This is a genomic window from Sphingorhabdus sp. EL138, from assembly GCF_900258045.1.
Lineage (GTDB): Bacteria > Pseudomonadota > Alphaproteobacteria > Sphingomonadales > Sphingomonadaceae > Parasphingorhabdus.
Window position 1 is genome coordinate 133332 of the sequence record NZ_OGVD01000003.1, and the last position, 24768, is coordinate 158099.

At 50.0% G+C, this 24768-nt stretch carries 21 protein-coding genes; 10 read left to right on the top strand and 11 right to left on the bottom strand.

Annotation, left to right across the window (positions count from 1 at the left end; translation table 11 throughout):
• Positions 1–3: 3 nt before the first annotated feature.
• Both DK507_RS06840 and DK507_RS06845 read right to left on the bottom strand, forming a co-directional pair.
• Positions 4–762 carry an SDR family NAD(P)-dependent oxidoreductase gene (locus tag DK507_RS06840; RefSeq protein WP_109355652.1) on the bottom strand — a complete coding sequence of 253 codons (759 nt, stop codon included), beginning with the start codon at positions 760–762 and terminating at the stop codon, positions 4–6.
• Between the two features lie 8 nt (positions 763–770).
• Positions 771–1820, bottom strand: coding sequence for a VOC family protein (locus tag DK507_RS06845; RefSeq protein WP_109355653.1), 1050 nt, complete (start codon positions 1818–1820; stop codon positions 771–773).
• 232 nt (positions 1821–2052) lie between these two features.
• On the opposite strand from DK507_RS06845, the gene DK507_RS06850 reads away from it, so the two are divergent.
• Both DK507_RS06850 and DK507_RS06855 read left to right on the top strand, forming a co-directional pair.
• Positions 2053–4470: a TonB-dependent receptor gene (locus DK507_RS06850; RefSeq protein WP_162558940.1), complete on the top strand. Its 2418-nt coding sequence runs from the start codon at positions 2053–2055 to the stop codon at positions 4468–4470.
• A 107-nt stretch (positions 4471–4577) separates the two neighbouring features.
• Complete coding sequence (locus DK507_RS06855) at positions 4578–5621, top strand: alpha/beta fold hydrolase (protein ID WP_162558941.1); 1044 nt, start codon at positions 4578–4580, stop codon at positions 5619–5621.
• A 21-nt stretch (positions 5622–5642) separates the two neighbouring features.
• Here DK507_RS06855 and DK507_RS06860 read toward each other — a convergent pair whose 3' ends face one another.
• The 3 genes from DK507_RS06860 to DK507_RS06870 form a co-directional block, all read right to left on the bottom strand.
• Positions 5643–6272, bottom strand: coding sequence for a TetR/AcrR family transcriptional regulator (locus DK507_RS06860; RefSeq protein WP_109355656.1), 630 nt, complete (start codon positions 6270–6272; stop codon positions 5643–5645).
• Positions 6273–6522: 250 nt separating this feature from the next.
• Positions 6523–9003: an ABC transporter permease gene (locus tag DK507_RS06865; RefSeq protein WP_109355657.1), complete on the bottom strand. Its 2481-nt coding sequence runs from the start codon at positions 9001–9003 to the stop codon at positions 6523–6525.
• Complete coding sequence (locus DK507_RS06870; RefSeq protein WP_109355658.1) at positions 9000–9659, bottom strand: ABC transporter ATP-binding protein; 660 nt, start codon at positions 9657–9659, stop codon at positions 9000–9002. Before DK507_RS06870 ends, DK507_RS06865 begins: the two co-directional genes overlap by 4 nt.
• Before the next feature lie 180 nt (positions 9660–9839).
• Here DK507_RS06870 and DK507_RS06875 point away from each other — a divergent pair, with 180 nt between their 5' ends.
• The 3 genes from DK507_RS06875 (at position 9840) to DK507_RS06885 (ending at position 12641) form a co-directional block, all read left to right on the top strand.
• The gene (locus tag DK507_RS06875; protein ID WP_109355659.1) at positions 9840–10520 is read left to right on the top strand and encodes a response regulator transcription factor; all 681 of its coding nucleotides are present in this window, start codon (positions 9840–9842) and stop codon (positions 10518–10520) included.
• Positions 10513–11730 (top strand): HAMP domain-containing sensor histidine kinase, encoded by a 1218-nt coding sequence (locus tag DK507_RS06880; RefSeq protein WP_109355660.1) that lies wholly within the window; start codon positions 10513–10515, stop codon positions 11728–11730. The genes DK507_RS06875 and DK507_RS06880 overlap by 8 nt, the downstream gene beginning before the upstream one ends.
• Positions 11731–11843: 113 nt before the next feature.
• Entirely contained in the window at positions 11844–12641 is a 798-nt protein-coding gene (locus DK507_RS06885; RefSeq protein ID WP_162558942.1) for an alpha/beta hydrolase, read from the top strand.
• Between the two features lie 437 nt (positions 12642–13078).
• Here the strand turns inward: DK507_RS06885 and DK507_RS06890 are convergent, their stop codons facing one another.
• Together DK507_RS06890 and DK507_RS17825 are read right to left on the bottom strand one after the other, a co-directional pair.
• The gene (locus tag DK507_RS06890) at positions 13079–14146 is read right to left on the bottom strand and encodes a DUF3089 domain-containing protein (RefSeq protein ID WP_109355662.1); all 1068 of its coding nucleotides are present in this window, start codon (positions 14144–14146) and stop codon (positions 13079–13081) included.
• A gap of 215 nt (positions 14147–14361) precedes the next feature.
• Entirely contained in the window at positions 14362–14505 is a 144-nt protein-coding gene (locus DK507_RS17825) for a hypothetical protein (protein WP_162558943.1), read from the bottom strand.
• Between the two features lie 112 nt (positions 14506–14617).
• Here DK507_RS17825 and DK507_RS06895 point away from each other — a divergent pair, with 112 nt between their 5' ends.
• Both DK507_RS06895 and DK507_RS06900 read left to right on the top strand, forming a co-directional pair.
• Complete coding sequence (locus tag DK507_RS06895; RefSeq protein ID WP_216822353.1) at positions 14618–15835, top strand: amidohydrolase family protein; 1218 nt, start codon at positions 14618–14620, stop codon at positions 15833–15835.
• Positions 15836–15924: 89 nt separating this feature from the next.
• On the top strand, positions 15925–16524 hold the full coding sequence (locus tag DK507_RS06900) for a TetR/AcrR family transcriptional regulator (protein WP_162558944.1): 600 nt from the start codon (positions 15925–15927) through the stop codon (positions 16522–16524).
• A gap of 25 nt (positions 16525–16549) precedes the next feature.
• On the opposite strand, the gene DK507_RS06905 is transcribed toward DK507_RS06900, so the two are convergent.
• From DK507_RS06905 to DK507_RS06915, 3 genes are read right to left on the bottom strand one after another with little or no spacing between them, the layout of a single operon-like run.
• Complete coding sequence (locus tag DK507_RS06905) at positions 16550–17779, bottom strand: alpha/beta fold hydrolase (RefSeq protein ID WP_109355664.1); 1230 nt, start codon at positions 17777–17779, stop codon at positions 16550–16552.
• A 13-nt stretch (positions 17780–17792) separates the two neighbouring features.
• A complete protein-coding gene (locus DK507_RS06910; protein WP_109355665.1) occupies positions 17793–18434 on the bottom strand; it encodes a glutathione S-transferase family protein in 642 nt (213 codons plus the stop codon).
• A 15-nt stretch (positions 18435–18449) separates the two neighbouring features.
• Positions 18450–19790: a prolyl oligopeptidase family serine peptidase gene (locus DK507_RS06915; protein ID WP_109355666.1), complete on the bottom strand. Its 1341-nt coding sequence runs from the start codon at positions 19788–19790 to the stop codon at positions 18450–18452.
• A gap of 134 nt (positions 19791–19924) precedes the next feature.
• Between DK507_RS06915 and DK507_RS06920 the strand changes: the two genes are divergently transcribed.
• A complete protein-coding gene (locus DK507_RS06920) occupies positions 19925–20662 on the top strand; it encodes a Coq4 family protein (protein ID WP_109355667.1) in 738 nt (245 codons plus the stop codon).
• A gap of 121 nt (positions 20663–20783) precedes the next feature.
• On the top strand, positions 20784–21434 hold the full coding sequence (locus tag DK507_RS06925; RefSeq protein WP_162558945.1) for a TetR/AcrR family transcriptional regulator: 651 nt from the start codon (positions 20784–20786) through the stop codon (positions 21432–21434).
• Positions 21435–21452: 18 nt separating this feature from the next.
• On the opposite strand, the gene DK507_RS06930 is transcribed toward DK507_RS06925, so the two are convergent.
• Positions 21453–22223: an SDR family NAD(P)-dependent oxidoreductase gene (locus DK507_RS06930; RefSeq protein WP_109355669.1), complete on the bottom strand. Its 771-nt coding sequence runs from the start codon at positions 22221–22223 to the stop codon at positions 21453–21455.
• 240 nt (positions 22224–22463) lie between these two features.
• On the opposite strand from DK507_RS06930, the gene DK507_RS06935 reads away from it, so the two are divergent.
• The gene (locus DK507_RS06935) at positions 22464–24758 is read left to right on the top strand and encodes a TonB-dependent receptor (RefSeq protein WP_109355670.1); all 2295 of its coding nucleotides are present in this window, start codon (positions 22464–22466) and stop codon (positions 24756–24758) included.
• Positions 24759–24768: the final 10 nt, after the last annotated feature.

Consider the following 24768-nt stretch of genomic DNA (forward strand, 5'->3'; position numbering starts at 1 on the left):
CACTCATAGTGGGAAGATGGAATGACCCCCATCCAGGACGATATTTTGACCGGTCATAAAGTCACTTTCCTTGGAAGCGAGAAAAGCCGCAACGCCTTCCATGTCTTCCAGTTTGCCAATCCGTCCAATCGCAGCGCGTCTTTTTGCGCCGTCTTTAAACGACTGCGGCGTGTCCAGTGACATTTCCGTTTCGATATAGCCGGGCAGGATGGCGTTGACCCTGATGCCCGCCTGTCCAAGTTCAACAGCCAATGCGCGCACCAGACCCAAAACGGCTGCTTTGGTTGTGGAATATCCCGCGGCACCGCCTGTGCCAACCAGACCGGCTACCGATGATGTGACGATCAGTCGTCCCGGTGCCTGGCGTTCCATAAGATGTGCGGTCACAGGCTTCCAGGTTTGCACCACGCTCATCAGGTTCAGATCAATCGTATTGAGCCAAACCTGCCGGTCCGTCATATGGGAAGGGCCCCGATACCCGCCGCCGCCTGCATTGGCAAAACAGCTGTCGACCTTTTCAAATCGCGCCAGTGTCTGAGCAAAGGCTTCATCGATCTGGCTTTGATCGGTCACATCGCAGGCAAAGGCTTCAACATCGCCGCCCATGCCTTGCAATTCGGAAACTGCAGCAGCATTTTTTTCTTCGTTTCTGCCCCAAATGGCAACCTTGGAGCCTTGCTTTACAAGACCGCGACAAAAAGCGAGGCCAAGGCCACCGTTACCGCCGGTGACTACAGCTACCTCGCCGGATAAATCGAACATAAAAACTCCTAAGTTCCGTTATTCTTGAAATTCCGCGAAGAAAAAACACTGGTTTTGGCGACCGCCTGCAGTCCAAGAAGATTACCGTCAGGATCGCGGCCAAACATGATCTGCCCGCCATCCATCGGCGCAGGTTCCGACACGATCTTACCGCCGGCATCGACCAGCCGTTTGCGCGCCGCATCCATATCGGATACATCAAAGACAATCATGTTGTAGCCAAGCGCATCAACCGGTCGTGGATCTTTCAAATCTTTGGTGGGATGGCTGTGATACTGGAACATTTCCAGTTCGAGATTACGTATCTGGAACCAGGCCATTTCCAGCTCGCTGCCGGACAGGCCAGATACCTGGTCTACCTTTTCCCCTGAAACAGACATCAACCTGCCAACACGGCGCGGACCGGGCTGGTTTAGAAATGCTGTGTAAAAGTCAACCAGCCGGTCAATATCCGGAGTAGCGAGCGAGACATGCCGTACGCGATATTGGTTTTTGGGCGGAGTCGGCAAGTCCAGTTTTGCAATATCCACATGCTCAATCTCGGAAATCAGTCCATCGGAATCGCGCGCATAGGCATAATAGACGGGGTTCTGTGGATTGAGATGAACCATGTCCTTGGCACCGATATGTTTGGCACCGCCAGCCAAAAACTTCTGATACGCCTTTGTTTTCCTATCAACCTGATAACAGACATGGGCAATACCTGGGCCCTGTACGTCCATTGGTTTGGTCGCCTGGGCGTCGGCAGATGGATTGGCAAATTGCATGAAACGAATTTGTGCATTCACACTGCGCATCATCTGTGTCGACGCCGAAACCCCTGTTCGGCCTGCCAACTTATCAAAGACCGGATTCTCTGAAATTTCAGACTGGTCGACAGGCTGAAGATCGACCGAGCTGCCATATAGTCCGGCCGCCTTCTCTATATCATTAACGGATGCACCAACATAGTTGACGCCGGTAATGATCGAATCGGGAGGTACCGGCTCGCCTGCTGATCTGCCACCACATGCGGTCAGCAGGAATATCACGCTCAAGCTTATTACACTTTTATTCATATTGAACCTCTCGCTGCGACGGCATCTGGAAAACCAGTCCTGTCAGATTGTCTCGGCTTTTTAGCATCCTAACGTGCTGTAGACCAAAAATGGGATGCACGATTCTCTCACCGCTCTAAACCTTAAATGCATTATTAGTCAAATTAAAGGTTTTCAAATCGCAAAATTTAGGTATATCGGAAAGATAAATGGACTAAGTGTCCAACTAAAACGATATTCAAGGGAGGATAATATGCCGAAAGCTCGTTCCAATATGCCCATCCAAAACAGGCTTGCAGCATCTATTGCTGCTATCGCACTTGCCGGCACGGCCAGCGCCGCCTTCGCGCAGGAACAGGATTCACAAGGTGGAGACGACAATGTCATCATCGTGACTGCGCAGAAGAGATCCCAGGATATTCAAAACGTCCCAATCGCCATTTCTGCTTTCGATAGCGGGGTTCTTGAAGACAAAGTTGTTGATGATGCGATTGATCTGAGCTTTTCCGTCCCCAATCTGACGGTTGATATATTCGGCGCCTCGCTCCGCGGGGTTGGCGATCTTGCGATTTCGGCAACCTCTGAATCCGGTCTCGGCTATCACGTAAACGGAGTATATCTGGGTTCCGCTGCAACCGAAGCGGAATATTATGATCTGGAACGGATCGAAGTTTTGCGCGGCCCGCAAGGCACACTCTATGGACGCAATACGACCGCCGGCGTGCTGAATGTAATTACGCAAAAGGCCACTGATGAATTCGAAGGCTATGTCACGGCTGGCTATGGCAATTTCAACTCCATAAAGCTGCGCGGCGCGATAAATTTGCCTATAAGTGATAACCTGTCGACCCGGGTCGCGGGTTTTTTCCTCGACCGGGATGGCTATGCTACCAACCTCTTCACAGGTAACGATGTCGATGATCGCGAGATGTTCGGGCTGCGCAGCAGTACCAAGCTTGAGTTTGGAGACACACGCGCAGACTTGGTTGTTTCCTACTTCAAGGAAGATGACCGGCGTCTGACACGGACCAAGGTCCTGTGTGAAAAGGATGCCGTGCTAGGCTGCTCCCCTCTTCAGGTCGGCTTTGGAACACCGGACTCCAGAGGCACACTCTTCAACACATTGGGCGCGGTTACCGGGGTGATTGCCACCGGCTTTGGACCAGCGGCGGTCGACTATTATGCGAACAGCGTCAATCCGGCGGACACTCGGCTGATCAACGAAGATGTTGACCCAACCTATTTTGTAGAGGAATGGAGCGCTTCACTCGAAATCACGCATGATTTTGGCGACCTGACACTAACGTCACTTAGCGGCTATCAGGAAATCGAGCGCGGCTTGTTCAAGGATTTTGATCGCTTCGTTCCGTCGCAAGGGTTGACGCGCCCGATAACCTTTGACTTCTTTGCCAACGGCAATCCGATTACCACGGAGATGATCCTGACCGGTCGCCGCGATCGAAGCGAAGCACGCGAATATTATCAGGAACTGCGACTGGCATCCGACTTTGCCGGACCGATCAACTTCATTGTCGGCGGCAATTATTATAATCGCCGCAGTTCAGGTTCAGCCAATTTTACCCACGTCACAATCGCAGCCCGTCAGCAGCAGCTCGGGTTCCCGGATGCGTTCGCTTCATTGATAACCGAATCCAATCCCGTGAAGACAAAGAGTTTCGGCATTTTCGGTGAGGTCTATTTCGATTTGTCTGATGACACCCGTCTGACCGGTGGTCTGCGTTATTCTCGCGACGATAAAACCATCCAGACTCGTCAGATATTCCTGAACCCCCAGGCCGATGGCAGCCTGCCCGATTTCACTTTTGGTGAGTTTGAAAAAGGCGTGGTGACCGGACGTATTGTTTTGGACCACCAAATTACGCCAGACCTGCTCGGCTATGTCAGCGCTTCTCGCGGTTACAAAGCGGGCGGTATCAATCCCGGCGAGGTCGGTGTCGAGACACAAGGTTTTGATCCCGAATTCCTGAATGCTTTTGAAATCGGCCTGAAAGGCTCTTCAGCAGATGGCAGCTTCACCGGCAATGTCTCAGCCTTCTATTATGATTATAAAGATCTGCAAATTGGCCAGACGACTGCAACAGCGTCTTTGACTATCAATACAGATGCTACGATCTGGGGCGTGGAAGCGGAATTCGGTCTTCGGCCGAGCAACCGTTTTCAGGTCGATGGCAGCTTTTCTTATCTCAACACCCAGGTGAATGACTTCGCCTCCATTGACGAGACTGATCCTTTTGGCATCGCGCCGGGAACTGTGGTTTCAGAGGTAACAGCCGCAGGTGTGGTGAAGGACGTAGATGGCAATTCTCTGCCTTTCTCGCCCGACATCAAGATCGCAATTGGCGCTCAGTATGAAATTCCTGTGGGTGACTGGACACTCACCCCGCGGATTGATCATTATCTGCAGAGTGAGTTTGCAAGTTCTATCTTCAGCAAACCGATCGATATATTTGATGGCTATAGCCAGACCGATCTCAAACTTTTGCTAGCTCCTGACGGCGGCGATTGGGAAATTCGCGGCTATGTGAAAAACCTGTTCAACAATGATGATATCACACGTGTTTTGCCTGCCGGTCGCCTCGTTGGGCGTTTTAGAGAAGTAGTGATATTGGAGCCGCGCACCTATGGTGTCGAAGCTACTATCCGCTTTTGATGACTAGACATTAGCTTCTCTCCAAGGATAGCCTGGTACAGTCTGTGCCAGGCTATTTTTTGCTCTGGTGGAATAGCCAACATGATTGAGTTCCCGGGAGGGTGATTTTGGGACGAACTGCACAAAAGCTCAGGCGGGTGGCCCTTTTCCTGATCGCTGGTTTTTTGGTGCTGGCCTTCTTCGCTGTGATATGGATGAAGATACCGGTCTCTGTCGATGTTTCCGAACCGGACCAGGCGGTTATGCACAGCAATATGACTGGCACAGGCGTCCCTTATTCCAGTTCCTATTTCGCGTATGGTGATCACACATTGCACTATGTCGAGGCCGGCGAGGGGGAGCTTATCCTCTTTTTACATGGATTCCCGTCCTATTGGTTTTCTTTCATCCGGCAAATGGATGCATTGAAGCAGGATTATCACGTTGTTGCTATTGATGGGCTGGGCGCAGGCAAATCGGATGCGCCTCATGATGTAGATGCATATAGGCTGGAAAATATGGCGGCTCATCTCAATGCCCTGATTGATCATCTGGATGCTGAAAAAGTGCATATTGTCGGTCACGACTGGGGCTCGACTTTCGCGTTTGGTTTTGCCCAACGCTATCCGGATCGCGTGGCCAGCGTAACGGGATTGAGTGCACCACCGCAAAATGTACTGCTAGGGCTGATGCAGCGCGATAGCTCACTCAGGCAGACCTCAGCCTATATTGATCGTTTGAAGCAGGCCAATCCATTGCTCATCAAGGCATTGGGCGGTGACAAAAGGGTTTGGACGGGTGCCTATGAACCCTTGGTCAAAAAGGGCTTTCTCACCCCGGAAGAGGGAGAACTGTTCCGTGAAGCCACCGGCAATCCCAAACGGATAGATGCGCATATCAACTGGTACCGAGCCAATATTCCATCTTTCGGCGCCATTGAGGATGCCGATTTCTGGCCTGATCAAAAGACGCGCGTGACCGTGCCAGCGCAAATTATCTGGGGGCAGGATGATCGTGTCTTTGCCAAAGAATATGCTGAGGCAACAAAAGCTAGCTCAGATGATATGCAGATACTTTCGCTAACAGATGTCGGACATTGGCCTCATGTAGAAAGAACCGAGACAGTTACTCGGGCGATAAAGAAATTGATATCTGAAAGGCACCAAAAATAGCCAGCTTTGCAATAACTGGGCCTATCTCTCGAGTTTTTTCTTTCGTGTGAAATAGTCGAAGCGGGCCATCGTGTAAGTTCCGATCATCATGGAAACCGTTACGTCTTCCAATTCCTGCAGATCCATATCACTGCGCAGCAGAAATTCCCCGGCTGCGGCAGGTATACCCAGGGATATATCGGTCACCGCTCGGGCAATCTCTGGCGGCATATCAAAATTTTTGACCACCAAGTCTGAAAAATATTTTACCGCAACTTCGCGATTGTAACGAGCCGGATGATAAAGTTTTGCAATGGAAGGGTCAGCAAGCAGAGGCTCTATGATAAGTCCGCGCTCCGCGATAAAGCTGAGATAGACATGCGTTGTGCCACGAACCAGTTCTTCAAAAGTAGTGGCTTTTTCCGCCACAGCGACTTGACGTTTCCACCGGATCGTTAGTTCACGTTTCAGCAGCTCTTTCAAAAGGTGAGAGAGGCTATCAAAATACTTGTACATCAACGATTTGCTGACATCCGCTTTCTGGCCAATGGCTTCCATCGAAACTTTGGACATCCCGCTTGTGGAAATCAGCTCTGCTGCGCTGTCAAGTATCATGGAACGCCGGACTTCCGGGCTAAATCTCCGTTTTGTTTTCTGTGCTAATTGTTCCATTCAAATAACTATTCCCTAAAAACTCTGATCGCAACGATATCACATCATCAAGCCTTGCACAGTATTGCTTCTAAAAGCACTTCCAGATTTTTGGTAGATAGGTTGAAAAAAAGTGAGTCCACTTTTGCACCCATAACGGGCTTTTGTTCTGAAAACACTTTTCTACCGGTTTGAGACTAAAGCCGACATTGGACACCACGCTTTCTTCCAATCCTCAAGAGCGTCAGGTGCGGCAACAAATATGCCCAAATTACTCACTCAAAAGGTCTTTGATGGATGTAGAGAGGCTTTTGCGATTATAGATGACTCCGATCCCGCAAACGGTAACGCCGATAGCAAGCATGGTGCCGACAAGCCAGATGGGATCGGGCTCATAGATCATAGAGAATTGCGATTGATAGATCAGCAAACCGGCGAGCCAGGTCCCGGATATTGCGCCGATACCGGCGATCAACGAAACGGTTAGCCAATCATAGAGAGCCAGTTTCACACATGATTTTTTTGCTACACCCATGCTCATCAGAAGACCGTTTTTTTGCCGGTCTTCGGCCTCAAAGCCTTTCATACACGCTGCTATGACCAGCGCGGTCATTATCAACACCATGGTTGCGTAACCAACCACCAGCTTGGTGACCATTGCCAGTGTATTATCAAAGCGTTGGGTTAGTTCTTTCAATGGTACCAGCGACAAAGAGGGATGCTTTTGCCAAAGCGAACCAAGTTCATTCCATGCTGCGTCCGGGAGTTCTATGCTTCCCATATAGAAGACGTCAGGTTTGATCGCTTCAATCGCTCGCTCGGGTATCTGGAACCAGAATGTTACCGAACCGCCTCCTGGTTTAAAGGCATGGCTGGCGACCAATTTGAACTGTGTCGCTTTCCCATCGATCATGAAGGTCAACCGATCTCCATAGTCCAGGCCTAAATCCGTCATCACTTCATCTTCAGCAGATATCTGATTCCAGTTCGATTCTTTTTCAGACCACCAATTCCCACCAACCAATTGGTTGTTCGATGGGATGGTATTTGACCAGTGGAGTCGGATCGAGTTTTTGACGGTGGCTAAAGTCTCGCTCGGTGTGGAAATTGCCTCGTCAATGGGCAGGCCATTAATTTCAGATAATTTCGCGGCGGCATATGGCCGCAGTTGCCGGATTTCACTCTGATTCTCTCGCGCCCAAACCTCAAGCGCAGACTTATCTTGTGCCTGCAGTTCTGCGACCATCAAATTGCCGTTATTTGCGCGCGTGTAACCCTCCATGGTTGAGCCGATATCTTTCATTAACATCAGCGTAAAAAGCAGCAGCAGGCTGCACAGTCCCAGTCCCAGTATCTGCGATGATTTACTCAGTATCCGGTGTTTCATGATGAAGAAATTGAAGGACAATAATCCGGGATATCGTCGCCCCCAAAATTCACCTGCCGTTAGAATAATCCAACTCAAAATTGCCATTAGCAAGAGAGCAGCGCCCAGCGCACCCAACGTTAATCCAGTCAGTAGAAAGTTGTCTGAATAATATGCGGCGAGCAGCGAGATGCTTGCAAAACCGCAGAATAACCTCAGCAACTGCGCGGACGGGTATTCCACAGCGCGGATCAGGCTAACCAATGATGTGCGACTAAGTTGCCACAACATAGGAATTTGAAAAGCGAGCAATAGTAAAAATATCAGACCAGTAGTCTTGGCAATTGTAGCTGGATGCCAGCCCGATGTGATGCCCGGAAATTGATCGGCGAGTTGGCCAATCAGGAAATATTGCGCAACATAAGCGAGGCCAATTGCGATCATGAAAGAGAGCAGAAAACCCGAAAGCCACTGCAGCAGAGAAAGCCGGAGGCACGCCGCCAATGTCTGTCCAAAGCTGAGATACACAGCCAAACGTTGCTTTTGTCGTTCCAGATAACGGCGATTAGCCATATCAATTGTGATCGCAGCAAGGAAGAAGAGGATGACCGAAGCAAGACCGAGAAAATTCTCCGTTCGTTGCCAGAATAACGCCAATGGATGACTACCGCTCGCTTTGGTTAAGAGGGTAAAATCACTGAGCTTATCAGAAGCCCAACTTTCAATGCTTCCCTGCTGCCCAGATGTTGCGGTTAGCAAATAACGATACAGAGTTTTGCTACTCCTAACATCGTCAATGGAAAGAGATTTACTGTTGATCAGCGCCCGCATGGAAACGGAATGACCTTCCATTAGCCGATCAGGCTCGTGGTATATGATCGCGCCAAAACGGTATGTTTCCTCGCCAATTGCTATCCGGTCACCAATATTTGCATCGATCTTGCTGCTTGCTCTGGGGTCCAACCATATTTCCCCAGGTGGTGGTCCATGTTCGATTGTCTTCTGGATTGGTTGACCTTGGGTCATCCCAATTTTGAGACTGCCTTGCAGCGGGTAGTTGTCATCGGTGATTTTCAGTTGCACCGGAATAGTTTCCCCGCGCAAAGAAATTGCCAACGGGGTCAACTGTATTTTGGCGAAGTCTGCTGCCTTGTCCAAGAGCAGGTTTTCATCGCTGCTTGATAACGGGCGAGGTCCGGAAACGGAAATATCTGCACCCAACATATTGTTGAGATTGTCGTCCAGATACTGCTGCACAGAAGCGCTGGTTAGCGACAGGGTGGCGAGGAACAATATCAATGTGATCTGGGCCAGTAGCACCAGACGGCCATCACTGGACTTGCTGTCGTTCAGGAAATTATCGAAGGCGAGTGTAATCCAGCTCATTTGATTCTCTCGAGATGCGCTTCGGAAAGCGCGAAAATATTCTCAGCGCGTTCCGCAAGGGTAGCACTGTGTGTCACAATGATCAGTGCCGAACCTGTGTCCTTCGCGAAATCAAACATAAGATCCGTAACATAGCTCGAAGTAGCTTCATCAAGGTTTCCGGTCGGCTCATCGGCGAAGATAAAGGCGGGACTGGAGACAAAAGCCCTGGCAATTGCCACTCGCTGCTGTTCACCGCCACTAAGCTGTGTCGGTTTGTGATTGGCACGATCATCCAGATTGATCTTCTTCAGCCATTCTCTGGCGATATCATATGCTTGTTTGTTGCCGTTCAACCGCAGCGGCAGTGCAATATTTCCGAGCGCATCCAATTCCTGCATGAGGTGAAATTGTTGGAAAACGAAACCTGATCTCTGGCGCAGTTTGACAGGTGACACTTGTTCACCATCACAAGTAAATGTTATTTCACCCAAACGAGGCAGCTCGAGACCCGCAGCCAGAGACAACAGACTGGATTTGCCCACGCCCGACGGGCCAACAATGGCGTGCGTACTTCCCCCTGAAAATGTGAGCGAAAGTGTGTCGAATAGAGAGATACGGCCATGCGGCGTATCAAAATAATGGCCAACATCTTCTAGTTTTATTTGATGATCCATGCAGTCCTCGGCAGTCCTTGAATTTTTATCGTGAACATTTGGATAGGCTGTCCTGTGTCAAATCGATGTGAAGTGGGTTTTGACAGTTTTTTGACATTGATTTCGTCAAACAAAAGGCCGGGCGAATAATGCGTTGGCTTGTGTTAGTTTGCGCAACGAGATCTGGAGATAGGCACACTGATGCGAGTTTTGGTAATTGAAGATAATTTGGATATTCAGGCCAATATCGCTGATTTTTTGGAACCCGACTATGTCTTGGATTTCGCCTATAACGGCGATCACGGACTAGAACTGGCACTCGCCAATGATTATGATGTGATTGTCCTCGACCTGATGCTTCCAAGACGTGACGGTATCGATCTCTGCAAAGCCTATAAGAGCCAAGCCAATCTACAAGCACCAATATTGATGCTGACCGCTCGTGATACATTGGAAGATAAAGAAGTCGGGTTTGCCGCTGGTGCGGATGATTATCTGACCAAGCCCTTCGCATTGCGAGAATTGAGAATACGGATCGATGCTCTTGCCAAACGTCCAAAAATCAAAAATGCTTCATCGCTGAATTGCGGTGACCTGACATTTGATCCTGCCGATAATGTCGTAAACCTTGGATCCTCTTCAAAGCCGCTCAACAATAAAGAGGGAGTCATTTTGAGGCTTCTGATGGAGGCCGCCCCCAATGCAATTTCCGGCGAGACGATTTCCTATCGCATTTGGGGCGAAGAACCGCCAAATTCCGGCGCCCTCAGAACGCATATATATAATTTACGCAAGATATTGTCATCGCTGAAAACCCGCTGCGAGATCGAAACTGATCGCTCTCGCGGCTATCGCCTCAAAGAAAGATCATCCGATGAATAGAAGACCGATAAAAGTAAATGATCTGGTGCTGCGCAATTTTATCACGTCAATCGGCATGTGTTTTGCGATTACGGTGTTTATGGCGGTAATGTTTGGCTTCGACCTTGAAGATCAGATTTTTGAAAACCAGGTTAGCACGAAGGCAGATCAACTTTCCGAATCTGTGCAACCGGAATCTGGAACTAGACAAACCGTTTCCGGATTGGAAATGGAGTATTTTCAAGGGACCAAGGCGATGCCCGAGTGGCTCACCAGTCAGATAAAGCCGGATTGGAAAGCAGGGGAATATGAAGTTTTTGGCGGTGAGCACGGACACTACCACCTAGCCGTCCGCGAAAACGATGGAGTAAAACAATATCTGATATTCAATGCGCGGTCTTATGTCCGATCAACAAGTCAGGTTTGGGGCTTTGTGATATTGATAGCTTTTCTGGGCGGGTTGATGCTGCTTGTGTCCATATTCTTCATGCGGCGTATGACCAGAAAACTGACTATGCCTATCGAAAAAATGGCGGCAGCTGTGACCTCTCACAGCTCGCTCGAACCCGCAACATTGGGTTTAGGAAACGGGCCGGTCGAAATCGATATATTGGCAAAAGCAATCGCCGACAAGGACCGACATATCGAAGATCTGATGCAACGTGAGCGGCAGTTTAACCGGGATGTCAGTCACGAACTGCGCACGCCGCTAGCCGTTGCGGTTGGCGCTGCCGAGATCATCGAAAAAGATGGTTATAAAAGCTCTGCCTTCACAAGATTGGAATCAGCGCTTGGCAACATGAGGCTTCTAACTGAGGGAATATTGTGGCTCGCCCGAGAACCGGACAGCATAAGTTGCAATGCCTGGAAAGCAGGCGAATATGCCATTGAAACAAACAAACATCTGTTGCGCAGTGACGAAGTCGAAACCAGTATCTTTGGGAGTAGAGATATCGACATGCCGGTCCCTGAAGCTGTCGCTCAGGTCATTGTCGGCAACCTGATCCGCAATGCGATCAGCTATACAAGCGAAGGGACGGTCTCGCTCTCGATATCCGAAAGAAGCTTGAGCGTTAAAGACACTGGCATTGGGTTCGATGAATCACAGAATGACAATTCTGGCTTTGGGATAGGCCTTTCGTTGGTGAAAAGGCTGTCTTCGCATTTTGGTATGAAGATCGCTGTTGCTGCGCGAGAAGAAGGCGGCACCATGGCGACCGTTTCCTGGTAGGATGGCAGTGTCAGAAGGACGGCTACGGTCGTCCGCATATCTCCTTGCGTTTTGTTTGACACTGGTTTGACGTTGGCAGCGCTAACAGGTCTCCAAACATGATGGAGATTCCAATGAAAAAAATATTGATAGCAATAATGGTTGCCTTGGTAGTCCCGGCGACATTCTTGGGCAGCGCCGGTGCATTTGCACAAACCAATGTTCAACAGCTTGCTTTGGAGGCACCTGATGGGAACCGGATTACTGGTTTCATTTATCAAAATATAAAGACAGAAAAAGACGCGCCTCTAGCCATATTGATGCACGGCATGACCGGTTCTAGTCTGGGTTGGCTTGCCGATAATCACGGTGCCTATACCGACCTGATCACCAAAGATTTGATCAGCAAGGGATATCGGGTTGTGGCATTGGACGCGCGATCCCATGGTGCCCGAAAAGATGATATGAAACCGCTTGAGCGGCTCAAAAACCTGCGCTCAGGAAAGCCGGAGCCTTATCTGGCAATGATTGAAGGTACTTTGAGCGACTATGATGTATTGCTTGCGAAAGTGAACAAAAATTTCGGACCACCCAAACACATATTGGCAGCGGGGTACAGCATGGGTGCGCAAATGGCGGTGCTATTTGCGGCGAAACATAAGGAAGTGACGCATATTGTCACTATGGTGCCGCCCGCAGCGCAAAGTGCAAAGATTGTTGCGCCCATCACTCATGCCAGCAAGGTGCAGGCCCAATGGCTCTTGATCACCGCAAGCCAGGACCAGTTCGCCAGCCCGGCCGACAACGATGCATTGGAAAAAGCCGGTGGCGAACAACTGACTAGAGTGGAGTTTGATAGCAAACACAGATTGCCGCGTGGCTATGTCGATGCTGTGATTGATTGGATTGCAACCGTAGAGCCAAGAAATTAGACAAATTGAGTTTCTGCAATAGAACCCGTAAGTCCGATGCATAGAATGAAATACAGGCAAGCTATCAACACTCGAGACGGGATCAAATCTACAATCTAAGCAGTCCCATCGACCTGGATGCGAATGTTACGCAAAAAAGTGTCGAACGCATTTACGTCTGCTACCGTTTCGTATGTTTGCATATTACTCATTCTAGCTAGCTGGCCGTCTCTAACCTTATGTTGGAGATCATTCAAAGTACAGAAAACTGGTTACAGCGTCTCCGGGTTTCTTCTAAAGTCCGCCGTTTCATTCGACGAACTCGGCCATTTTGCAGAACTGGAAAATCCAGAGACACTGTTCCAAGTCATTTCGGATTTCGTCGATGAACGGGAGACGTTTAATATGAGATATGACCTGTAACGTGCGCTTTCGGGATATTACGGACGGGCTGCTGATTACTCTGCGGAAAGAAACGCTTTGACTCTGTCCTGCGCATTTTTCCTGATGCTGCCGTAGAACAGTGAAAAATCTATCAGGTGATAGTTATCCTCTCCCATGTTTACTGGCAAATTGTCGAACATATCGGATTGGAAATCACCAACAAGAAGCCGGTCACTTTGGCATTGAGCACCGGTTACGCCAGCCTCGTAACGAACCTTATCCCCGACTGACAGGGAGCCGATATTCTGTTCTGCAGCTACGGACTTTCCATCGGTTGTCCAGCTGAGCGGATTGACGCAAACAGCGCCGATATAATCGGGAAAGGGCTTCGCCTTTGGGCCGAGCGAATTCCAGGTGACATAGCATGCCGCCTGCTGAGGCGTATCACAAACAGGAATGTCAGCCACAGCCGCTTTCATATCGGAAGGATTGATGCCAAACCCAATCGGATAGGCAGCGACCATGCGATCCTTCAACGATGTTCCCGTAATTTTGGCCTTCAGCAGCCGAACCACATGATCCGCGCCCTGGCTATGCCCAGCAACAATGAAAGGCCGATCACCAATACGTTTGAGAAATGCATCAAACGCTCGCTCAACATCCGCAAAGGCAAATGCCCGCGCTTTATCGCCGGAGCCGGTCTCATCCATGAATGACCAAAGCGTTGCCTGGCGATATTTGGGTGCATAAACCTCGCAGCAACCATTGAATGCGCTTGCCTGAGCGCGCATCACCAGGTCATCCCGGAATTCGCTCGATTCCGGGTCATCTGTCGGCGCATTCCAGCCCGCGTCCGATAGGTAGGTCGTTGGATGCAGGAAAAATACCGCGACATCAGAAGGCTGCTGTTGTCCGTTGAGTTGATCAGGAATGAAATCTGCGCCATCCTTTTTACTGGGTAATGCAGCCCACGCGTCTTTGTCAGCATAATTTAACTCAGCGGGAACTTGTGCTGGATCGAATGCGTTTGCTGGTTCCATTTGTGATTTCATCACTGCAAATATGATTTGTTCGCGAAACAAATAGGACGTGCCAAGCACCAGCAGAAGAACCAACCCAATTCGGACGCCCCATTTCAACATATATGCCTCCTCCTACATTCTGCAGAAATACGAGGCTAAGTGCATGCATATAAAATTGCAACACTGACAGACAGTCTAGTCCAACTTGAGACGGTTCATTTGAGGAAGGGGCCAATCAAGCCTTTAGCCATGACAAAATTAAGCTAGAGTTGGCGTTCGGGATTTTGCAGCCAAGATGTTTGCATCCGCTATCCTTATGTCCATGCTATGAGCGGTCAACCGCGCTGTGGTGCCGTGCCCTCGGGCCAAAACAGGGCGCCGGAAACAGGCAATAGCGCTTTGCCATCAAGGCCATCGGTCAACGAATAGGGCAGCCGGACATTCTGGCCAGCGACGGGATTTGCTTGCCGAGCGTCCAACGGTTCCTTTTTAGAAGCACGCCGGCTGCTACCTCTGGACTCAAAATACGGTTGACTCTTATTATAGATATCATATAATAGCTAACTAGCAAAGCCGGTAAAGGCAATATCAATGACGGAGACGAAACCGATGGCCACGACGATGACACATGAAAAACCACAGAGCTCTCACCGGGTGGGGCGGATCGTTCATGATGCGGACAGTCACATCACGGACGCTTTTGACTGGCTTGCCGGTTATGGCAGCGATTATGTGAAGGAGAATATGTCGGAAGGCCTGATTCCGAAGACATTGCCGGGATTGCAACCGCTGCTGAAAGCCGCGGATGAAAGACTGGCTGGCAACACGCCAGACCTGACTGAAGAACTGAAGTCCAATATTTTCGGCCACAAGGTTAAACTGAACCAATTTGCAGCCTATGGCGCCGTCGATAAAAAAGAACGCAGCGAAGCTCTCGACATCATGGGCATTCAGTCACAGCTGGTTTTCCCGTTGGCCGGGCTTTCCCGCTTTGCCAAATCGAAGGATCTGCGCCTGGTCTATGAAGGTTCGGAAGCACTAAACCGGGGCATGGCGGACTTCTGTTGCGATGATGATCGCCTTTTGCCGGTGGGGTTCATATCCCTCGCTGATCCCGAAAAAGCGTTGGTCAGCCTGAAGCAGGCGATTGATTTCGGTATCAAGGCGATCTGGTTATTGTCCGATGCCGTTGATGGTCGCGCACCATCACATCGCTCCTATGATCCGCTTTGGGTGATGATGGAAGAGGCTGGCGTGCCGATTGTTCTGCATATTGGCAGCGGCGCAAACATGACCGATGAATATATGAATACGGGTGTGAAGCGGAATCTGGAAGGTAGTGCTTTCAACATCGAAACCACCAAGCCGAAGGATCTAAATGTCCTGCATCATTCGATTGAACGCTGGATGACCTGCATGATCTATGACGGTGTATTGGAGCGGTTTCCAAAGCTGAAAATCGGCCTGATCGAGCTGGGATCAAACTGGATTCCTGCAATGATGATGAATCTCGATATGGGCGTGAAGGAACTGGGAAAATTTGATGTTGCCCTTCGCGATCTGTCAATCAAACCGTCCGATTATGTCCGGCGCCAGGTTCGGGTGACCCCGTTCCATATGGAAGATACCGGCTGGGTATTGCGTAATGTTGGCAAGGATATCCTGATGTTCAACACGGATTATCCGCACCCAGAAGGCGGTAGTGATCCATTCGGTGATTTTGAACGGAGCCTGGATGCGGTTGATGCAACATCGGAGGAACTGGATCGTTTCTACAGCAAGAATTTTGAAGATCTGATGGGACTTTAGGTTCGAAAACCTGAGTCTCCATTGGTTCGGGACGTTCCGAAAGGAAAATTGACATTGAGTCCGCCCAAGGTTGGCCTATGCTTCGGTCTATGAACAGTCTGACCAAACCGAAACGTTCGCGTATGTCACCTCAAGACCGACGTATGCAGTTGCTCGATTGCGCCAAGGAAATCATCCTGAAAAGAGGTTTCGCCTCCCTGACGATGGAAGCTGTCGCCAAAGAAGCCAAAGTAAGTAACCCGTTGATTTACAAATATTTCGATACTCGCCTCGCACTCTTGCAGGAACTGACCGAGCGGGAGATCGTGCGCTATTATACCGAGGTTCTTGAGGAATTGGACGTTGACAAAGATTTTCAGCATCTGTTGCGCATTTCCGTAAGAACAAATTTTGATGAAGTGGCCAATGGAAATATTCTGTCCATTCTGCGTAATCAGCCTGATATCGAGAACGGAATCGACAAGGCCAAGCTGCGAAAAAAGATAGATGTGGCCCCCATTTTAGTCCAGCGAACGATGGAAGCCTATTCGGTAAGCCGAGGACAGGCCGCCAAAATCGTGGTTTTTAGTGCCGGGGCTTCCCAGGCGGCCGCGATGCATTGGCGGCAATATGGCGGAGATCGAACAAAGATGATCAATGACGTCATCAAATTTATCAATGGCGGGATTGAAACGCTCATTTCCAAGTGATGGTTGGGTCTGGATAAAACCAAGTTTAATTAAAATGTAACCGCCTGTATTTGCCCGAATAATATAGCAGTGGGTCACGCCGCTGCTCGAACTTGGCGCGAACCACTTCGCCGACAAATATAATATGATCGCCTTGCTCGATCATACTACGGGTAATGCATTCGAAATTTGCGAGAGAGTTGGCGATTACCGGAACGCCTTGATCCCATTTCTCCCAATCTATGTTGGAAAAGCGATCCGCATCTTTGGTTGCAAACAAGTTGGATATGGGTTGCTGACCGATGTGCAATATGTTCACCGCAAAGGCTGTGGCATTCTGAAACGCCGACAATGTATTGGCACCCTGATCCAGGCAAACCAGCACCAGTGCCGGGTCGAGAGAAACGGAGGAGAAGGAATTGACGGTCAATCCAACCGGTTTTCCTTGAGGGTCGATGGTCGTGATGACCGTGATGCCGGTGGCGAAGCATCCCATGGCATCCCGAAGTGTTCGCGCATCAGATCCGGAAATATATTCCGGAGGTTCTCGCGGAATATGCCTTTCAACGAATTCCAGAAGTACCGCATTGAAATCGTCGGCATTGTCAAAAGCTACATAATGGCCGCCACCTTCGATTTCGGCCACTTCACAATCGGCGACCAAATCCGCCAGGACATTTGTCGACTGTGGCAAGCTTGTTTGGTCATCTGTACCCCGGACTATCAGGGTCGGGCATTTCAGATACTTTGCAGCATTGTGAAGCCGGGTTTCCAGATCCACAAAATCAAAACCACCATCCAGGATTTTCTGGTCAAAAGTGTCATTTTCAGACTGTTCGTCAACCCTCTTCCCGACGGCCCGGGTAAGAGCTTTTGCATTGTCGGAACTGATTTCCGGTGGCGGATTGGTTAAAACCAGGCCCGTTGCCAGAGGCACTTCCGCCTCTCCTAGCGCAGTGAGGGCAATCCAGCCGCCAAGTGTAGATCCCACAATTACCGGTCGGGATGACAATTGCGCCAATATTGCGATCAGATCAGCTATAAAGCTATCCAGCGTGTAATTGCCATCTTCGGATATGTCGCTGTCGCCATGACCGCGCAAGTCCGGGCAGATCACAAATCGACCGGCCTGGGCCATCAATCGCGCGGCTTGTTTCCAAACATGCCGTGTTTGCATGCCACCGGGCAACAACAATACCGATGGATCATTCTCATCCCCATAAATATCGGCGACGATTTTCAGCCCGCCAAATCCTGTAAAAATTCTGGTGGGCATGGTTGAGGTTTCCCTATGATCTGGCGCCTGGAGCGGAATTTGTCGACTGACAACTGGGTCGGGATGACACTTGCTTGTACCAGCGGGCGAGGTTGTCGAGGCCTTCCGCTGGTTTCAGGCCCACCAATGATGCGGCGAAATCGACGCCTGTCAGCAATGTGATATCGGCGATCGTGAATCGTTCACCGGCGACAAATTCTTGATCGGCAAATTCCTTGTCGAGGCGATCAAAATATTGATGCGTTCGTTCATCACTTTGAGCCTTTGCCTCAGGAATGGGCTCTATCAGCCCCATGGCCGCGACGATTGGACCGTTGATCCAGGAGATTGAAATTTCGCGCCAAAACTCAAACTCCATCTGCCGATTTCGCGCCTCGATATGGCCCTGTTCGAAAGCATCCCGACCGAACAGATTTGGTTCGGGCTCAATGACCTCGAGATAGCGACAAATGGCAACCGATTCCGGGATGCATCGGCCATCATCCAATTCCAATACGGGGATTTTCCCACTTGGATTTTTCCGGAGAAAGTCAGGAGCCTTGTGCTCCCTTTTGGTCAGATCGCAATGCACCAGTTCCAGATCAATTCCCTTTTCCGCGGCAAATATTTTCACGCGCCGGGGATTTGGAGCGCCGGAATAGTCATATAATTTCATTGCAAATACTCCTTGTCATTCCGCAGCATCGGCTTGGCGCAATTCTAGGCCAGCTGCCCAGCGGCGTTGAAACCCGCGCCAATATCCTTCTTCTTCCGGCCCGGCGAGCTTGCCGTTAAGCTGCTCACCAAAGTCGACAGGCCAGTCTGCCTGGTTTGAATCAACTGTGGGAACGTTCAGATAACTGGCTTTGTCTTCATCGCCCTTCAGCTTCCAGTCCAGAAATGCAGTCACGAAATGTTGGTTGATGACGTTCAGACGGTCACTCCGCCACACTGGCTCTTTCAAGAATTCCAGCGCACTGAAAATCATGTCGTCACTGACTTCGAATTCATTGCCGACAATATTATGGCGCGCTTCCCGGTAGGCCAGCAGATAGCGGTCGCTGTTTTTCATATTGTCAAAAAGCCAAGTCACGCCTTCGTCATAGTTTACGATATCGTCCTGATTGCCTGAAATGATCAATGCAGGAACATTGATATTGCTCATCGTTTCCGCGCTCCAGGCCCGATTGTCCGGCTGACCGCCCCAAGGAGCAAAAGCAACCAGGGCTTGAATGGGGAGCGGCGCAGTATTAGCACGTTTCAGACTATCCCGCGCTGTCTCAGGGATGTTGGACATCAGGTCGCTGTCAAAAACATAAGGCGCGCCAGCGGAGGCGATCGCCCCATATCCTCCCATTGAATATCCGATCAGGCCCAGTTTTTCAGAGTCTATCAAAGAGGCATATCCCTCAGCGGCTCCGTTCGCTTCTTTTACAATCAGGTCCATAATCTGTCGTTGGTCCAGTGTGCGGTCGACCAGCACATTGCCAAATGACAGAATGGCAGAAGTGATATCGTCTGCCATCGCATCACCATGATCGATTGATGCAACCACATAACCTTGTGATGCTATATGTTCTCCCAAATTACTGAATTGGGTGCTCCAGCCGCCATAGCCATGCGACATCAGCACGAACGGAAATTTCTCACCTGTGAGGGGCGCTGCACCAGAAACAGCAATGCCGTTGCTGACAATTTCAAACGGTTCTTTGCCGGCAAGCTTCATCTGATGCACATATTGGGCTGACTGAGCTTCGGTTTTTTCCCGGGCGGGATACCAGATCCGGACGGCAAGTTTGCGCTCCGTTGATTCCAGATTCCCGGTCAATGCCCCCCAACCGGTTATCTTTGTCCGGTCAGCAAGCACATATTCCTTTTCTACGGTACCAATAGGGTAATCACCGGTGCGGCCAAGTTCGGGAGCCTCGCCAAGCTGTCCCGGGTGGACAGTTGGGGAGATAACGTAAGCGGTTGCCCCCACCCCAATGGCCAAAAGGGCCACAAAACCGACGAAAATATGCCGCTTCTTCATATGTTATTTCCTTTGTTCGTAGTCCGTATCATGGGACCTTATTTCGGTTCCGGCAGGCTGTCTATTGACACAACTGGAATACCATTATTATATAAACCGTAAATTAAAATCAAGCAATCGCAGATTGGAAAGGAATGAAAAAGGTGAAATTGGATCGCGAATTTGCGGAAAAATTCCTGACCTCCGTGGACGATTACGATGCCTATGGCGTGCACCTGCTCTTTAATGATTGGTGGGAGAAAGCCCCCCAGGATGCTATAGAAAAATATGTCGCGGCCATAGAAGAACATCCTGATCAAGGGCCGCTTGCAAAGCAACGCTGGCTGGCACCCCCGGTTGACATGGAAAGACTGGCAAGCTGCGGTCCCGCCACTCTCGGTGAAGCCTATTACAAGTTCATAGTCGACAATGAACTGGAAGAACAATTAGCCGCTGGCTATCGCGAGTTGCATGAAGAGATAAAGAGCGATGGCAGGTTGCAGCGAATGCCTGATGTGATCCAGTACAAAGTGCTGCGGGGATATCAGACACATGACATGCACCATGTGTTGACTGGCTATGACCCTGATCCGGTTGGAGAAATCGCGCTTCAGGCTTTCGGATTGGCGCAAATGAGTTACCCGTATGCGGGTATGTGGATCGCTGTGGTCACGGCTCATATGACCTATTTGGAACCCGACCTTATGAAGCCGGCAATGGATGCGATTTCCGATGGTTGGACTTTTGGCCGGGAGGCCAAAAACCTCCAGTTTGTGCATTTTGAGCATCAGTTTGATCGTCCACTAAAAGAAATCCAGATCGAATATGGCCTCTACCCACGCTGTTTGCGTTTGGGCAACAGCAACACTGACGCAGGCCTTGTTGCTGCATAATCTCGAAGCTGACGCCTCAGCAAAATTGCGGGGCAAAACTGTTGAAAATAATTGTACCGCCGATGCGCTTATTGTAATAATACGACCACAATTATAATTGAATGACAGGTTGGAGTTTCAATTGTCAGTCGCCGCAAAAAACAAAAAACAGAAAAACCGCAGACTCAGTCCGGAAGTTCGCAAAAATATTATTTTGGACAAGACCGCCGAGTTGATCGCCAAGGAAGGCGTATCGGCCGTGTCCATGGAGCGCGTTTCAAGAGAGGTCGGTGTCAGCAAGCCTTTAATCTATGTCTATTTCCCTAACCAGACAAAACTGCTCGGGGCATTGCTGATCCGCGAACAGAACAAGCTCATCGATCTGCAAGCGCAGGCAGTGGCCGAGGCTTCGGACTTTGAGGATTATATCCGCCGGACCACCCACACATATCTGAGGCATGTTGATGAGACGGGTGACCATATACAGCGACTGATGCGCGAACCATCGGTCGCCGAGGTGTTTGAAGAGTTTGATCGCAAGGATAGACAGCGAGTGGTCGAAACGCTTTCAAAGAAAGTGTCAAAAACTTTCGACATTCCTCCGAAAACAGCGGCGCTAGCTACGGAAATTGCAATGGGCATGACAGGGGCAGCTGGCGACATGATCGCGCGGGGTGTCGCCAGTCGAAAGCGCATTGAGGAAATAACGCTCAATCTCGCAATGGGCAGCATAGGAGCCATGAAAGACAACTACAGTCGGAAAGCCAGAAAGAAATCTGACAGATCTGCCTGATGAACATGTTTCGACCGGTTACTGTGCCTTCAATCCGCCATCTACCGGTATGACCGCACCGTTCACAAACGAAGAATTGTCGCTGGCCAGAAAGGCGATCACGTCGGCGATTTCCGAAGGATCTGCATAACGCCCCAACGGTATCATATCAGTAAAATGCCCACGTATTTCCCTGATCTCTGCTTGGGTTTTTTCTATTTCGAGGCTCTGCATCATTTGCGTTTCGGTCATCGCGGGGCAGATTGCATTGACGCGAATATTCCGCGAAGCAAGCTCTGAAGCGCCAACCTTCGTCATACCAATAACGGCATGTTTGCTTGCGTTATATGCGAACAGCTTTTGTCCGCCGCCTATCCCTGAAACGGATGATATATTCACAATTGAACCTCCATCGTTCATCATGTTCACCCCATATTTCATTCCTAGAAACACACCGCGACAGTTCACGCGCATGACATTGTCGAAGTCATCATCGGGATAATCCGTAAGCAGGCTTCTTGGTCCGGATATTCCTGCATTGTTGATGACGATATCGAGCGATCCCGACATCTCTCCAATCAATCTCCTGACCTTGTCCCATGTGTCTTTATTGGCAACATCTCCGGTGACGGGAACTGCAATTGTTCCGTTGCCTTCAATCTTCGACGCAGCATCTCGAAGCAAAGAAGAATCGATATCCAATAAAAAAATATTCGCACCTTCAGCCGCGAACTTCTTGACTGTCGCCAGACCAATACCTTGTGCTGCGCCGGTTACGAGAACTGTTTTGTCTCTAAATTGCGTTGCCATAGCTCAATGCGCTTTCCCTTCAGATCCTTTGTCGCTGTCGCATATTATTATAGCACCCGTCAATTAAGACTCGGTTGTCCGGAGCTTACATATGACGAATATGTCACATATCCGCCATTTTTAACTGACGGTCTATATAATTAAATTGACTAGTGAGAATTCGTATAATAGAAATCTAAGTCCATCAAAGCCGTCAGCAGACCAAGATCGCTGTCGATAAAAGTTGCAGGGGAGGAAAATATGAAACTTACCAGGAAGAAAATATTGGCGGCGGTGCTAGCCACCACCTCATTGCCCGTGACGCCGCTAATGGCTCAAATCGGCGGGGATGGGCAGGCTGGAGCAGATCAGTCCGCCGATTCAAGTGTCATTGTTGTTACTGCACGGAAGACGGCAGAATCCCTCTTCGAAACGCCAGTCGCAGTATCCGTGATCTCAGAAGAATTTTTGGAGCGGACCGGCTTTGTAGAAGTTGGCGATATCGTTCGGTTTGTCCCCGGGTTTGACTTGACCCCGCTCAACACGACGCGGGCAACCGGCTCCAAGATTCGCGGTATTTCAACATTCAGTTTCAGTGACGGATTTGAATCCAGTGTAGCAACCGTGATCGATGGCGTTGTCCTTGGCCGCGAAGCGCAAGGCTTTTTTGATTTTGTTGATGTCGAGTCGATCGAAGTCATCAAGGGGCCGCAGGGCACGCTGTTCGGCAAGAACGCATCTGCTGGCGTGATCAACATCAGGACCAAAGCACCGGAATTTGAATTTGGCGGCAAAGCCGACATTTCCTATGGGACCTTCGACGAAATCAAAATCCGCGGTACGGTCACCGGCCCGCTGGTCGAGGACAAACTCGCTGCCCGCATCAGCGGAACTTACAATACAAGGGATGGTGTTTACGACAACCCCATTCCGGGAGAAGCTGATCTGAACGACAAGGAACAATTGTCCTTGCGCGCAAAACTGCTTTTCAAGCCCAATGAAGATTTGAACATCACGCTGGCAGGAGACTATGTCACAGAAGAGAACAACTGCTGCCTTCCGACCTATCGGGTCGCGGGTGATCCTTCACCGGCCATCCTCTTTGCGCTGAACCCCGGTGCGGTCCAGTTACAGGATGCGCTTGCAGAATTTGGCGTCGTTCCGGGACCCGAAAATCGATCGGTGCCCGTTTTCGACGAGAATATCCTTCAGGAATCGGAAGCCTATGGTCTCGCACTTACGGTCGAACAGGAGTTGGGCGATCTAACTCTGACGTCCATCTCGTCATGGCGGCACTGGGAGATTGATGAGTTTAATGAAGCGGATGGCGTTTCCAATTCTAATGTTAATAATCGCAATGGCACCGTTTCTTCTACCGACCAGTACAGCCAGGAACTGCGGCTGGACGGAAAAGTCACCGACAATGTTTCGATTGTTGCAGGCCTGTTCTATTTCCATCAAGATCTGGACGCACAGGGTCAGGTTGACATTGAGCTTGCGCTTCCCTTTCCGCCATTTTTCAACGTGCGCACAAATGCCGATCGTACGGTTGAAACCGACAGTTTTGCAATTTTCGGCGAAACGACGGTGGATGTTACAGATAAATTATCCCTGGTGCTGGGCGGTCGCTATACGAACGAGAAGCTCGATGCTACCTATACACGTGTAGCGAGTCCGATCCTTCAGGGCGCACCTTTTGGCGCCTTTTTCGGTGCGGACGTGACCGGCAGCCAAAGAGTGACGGACGAAAATCTTTCCGGTCGGGTTATTGCTCGCTATATCTGGTCCGATCAGGTGATGACCTATTTGTCTTGGTCGCGCGGATATAAAGGTCCTGGTATTGACGTTGCAGAAAGCGTCAATGTGGCCGCCATAACCACTCCAGGCGGCCTGCCGGTATTGCCCCCGGAAATTCCCACACTTTGGGAAGCCGGCATCCGGGCTAACCTGTTTGATGATGCGCTTGCTGTGAATGTTGCGCTCTATCATCAGGATGTTCGGGATGTCCAGGGGATTGCAACCGATGCCAACGGAGTCACCCTCAACCTCTCGATCGACAAGATCAGAGCCAAGGGCATTGAAGCGGATTTTTTTCTGAAACCCGCGGCATTGCCGGGCTTCACACTTTCTGGGAGCTTCACTTATAATGACATCGAGATTAACGAGTTTGCCGCTCGGCCTGATCTGGTCGGGATCCGTTATCGGGACAACCCCCGGTTCTTCTATTCAGTCGTAGGAGACTATCGGACGAGTCTCGGCAATTCCGACTTGGAAGGGTTCCTGCGTGGTGAATGGACCTGGCAATCTTCAAAAAACACAAGCCTGGCCCGGGATCCGACGACCTTTGTTGACTCATATGGATTGTTAAATCTTCGTGTCGGCTTGGATGGTCCGGACAGTCGCTATGGTATCACTTTCTCGGTCGAGAATGTTTTCGACAAAGATTATGAGCATTTCATTTTTGGTTCTACATTCAACGCTCTGGACGGCACAACGCGATCGCAGTTCCTGGGCGAAGAACGCACCTGGAATGTGACTCTGAGAACCAAATTCTGATCGCTGGGAG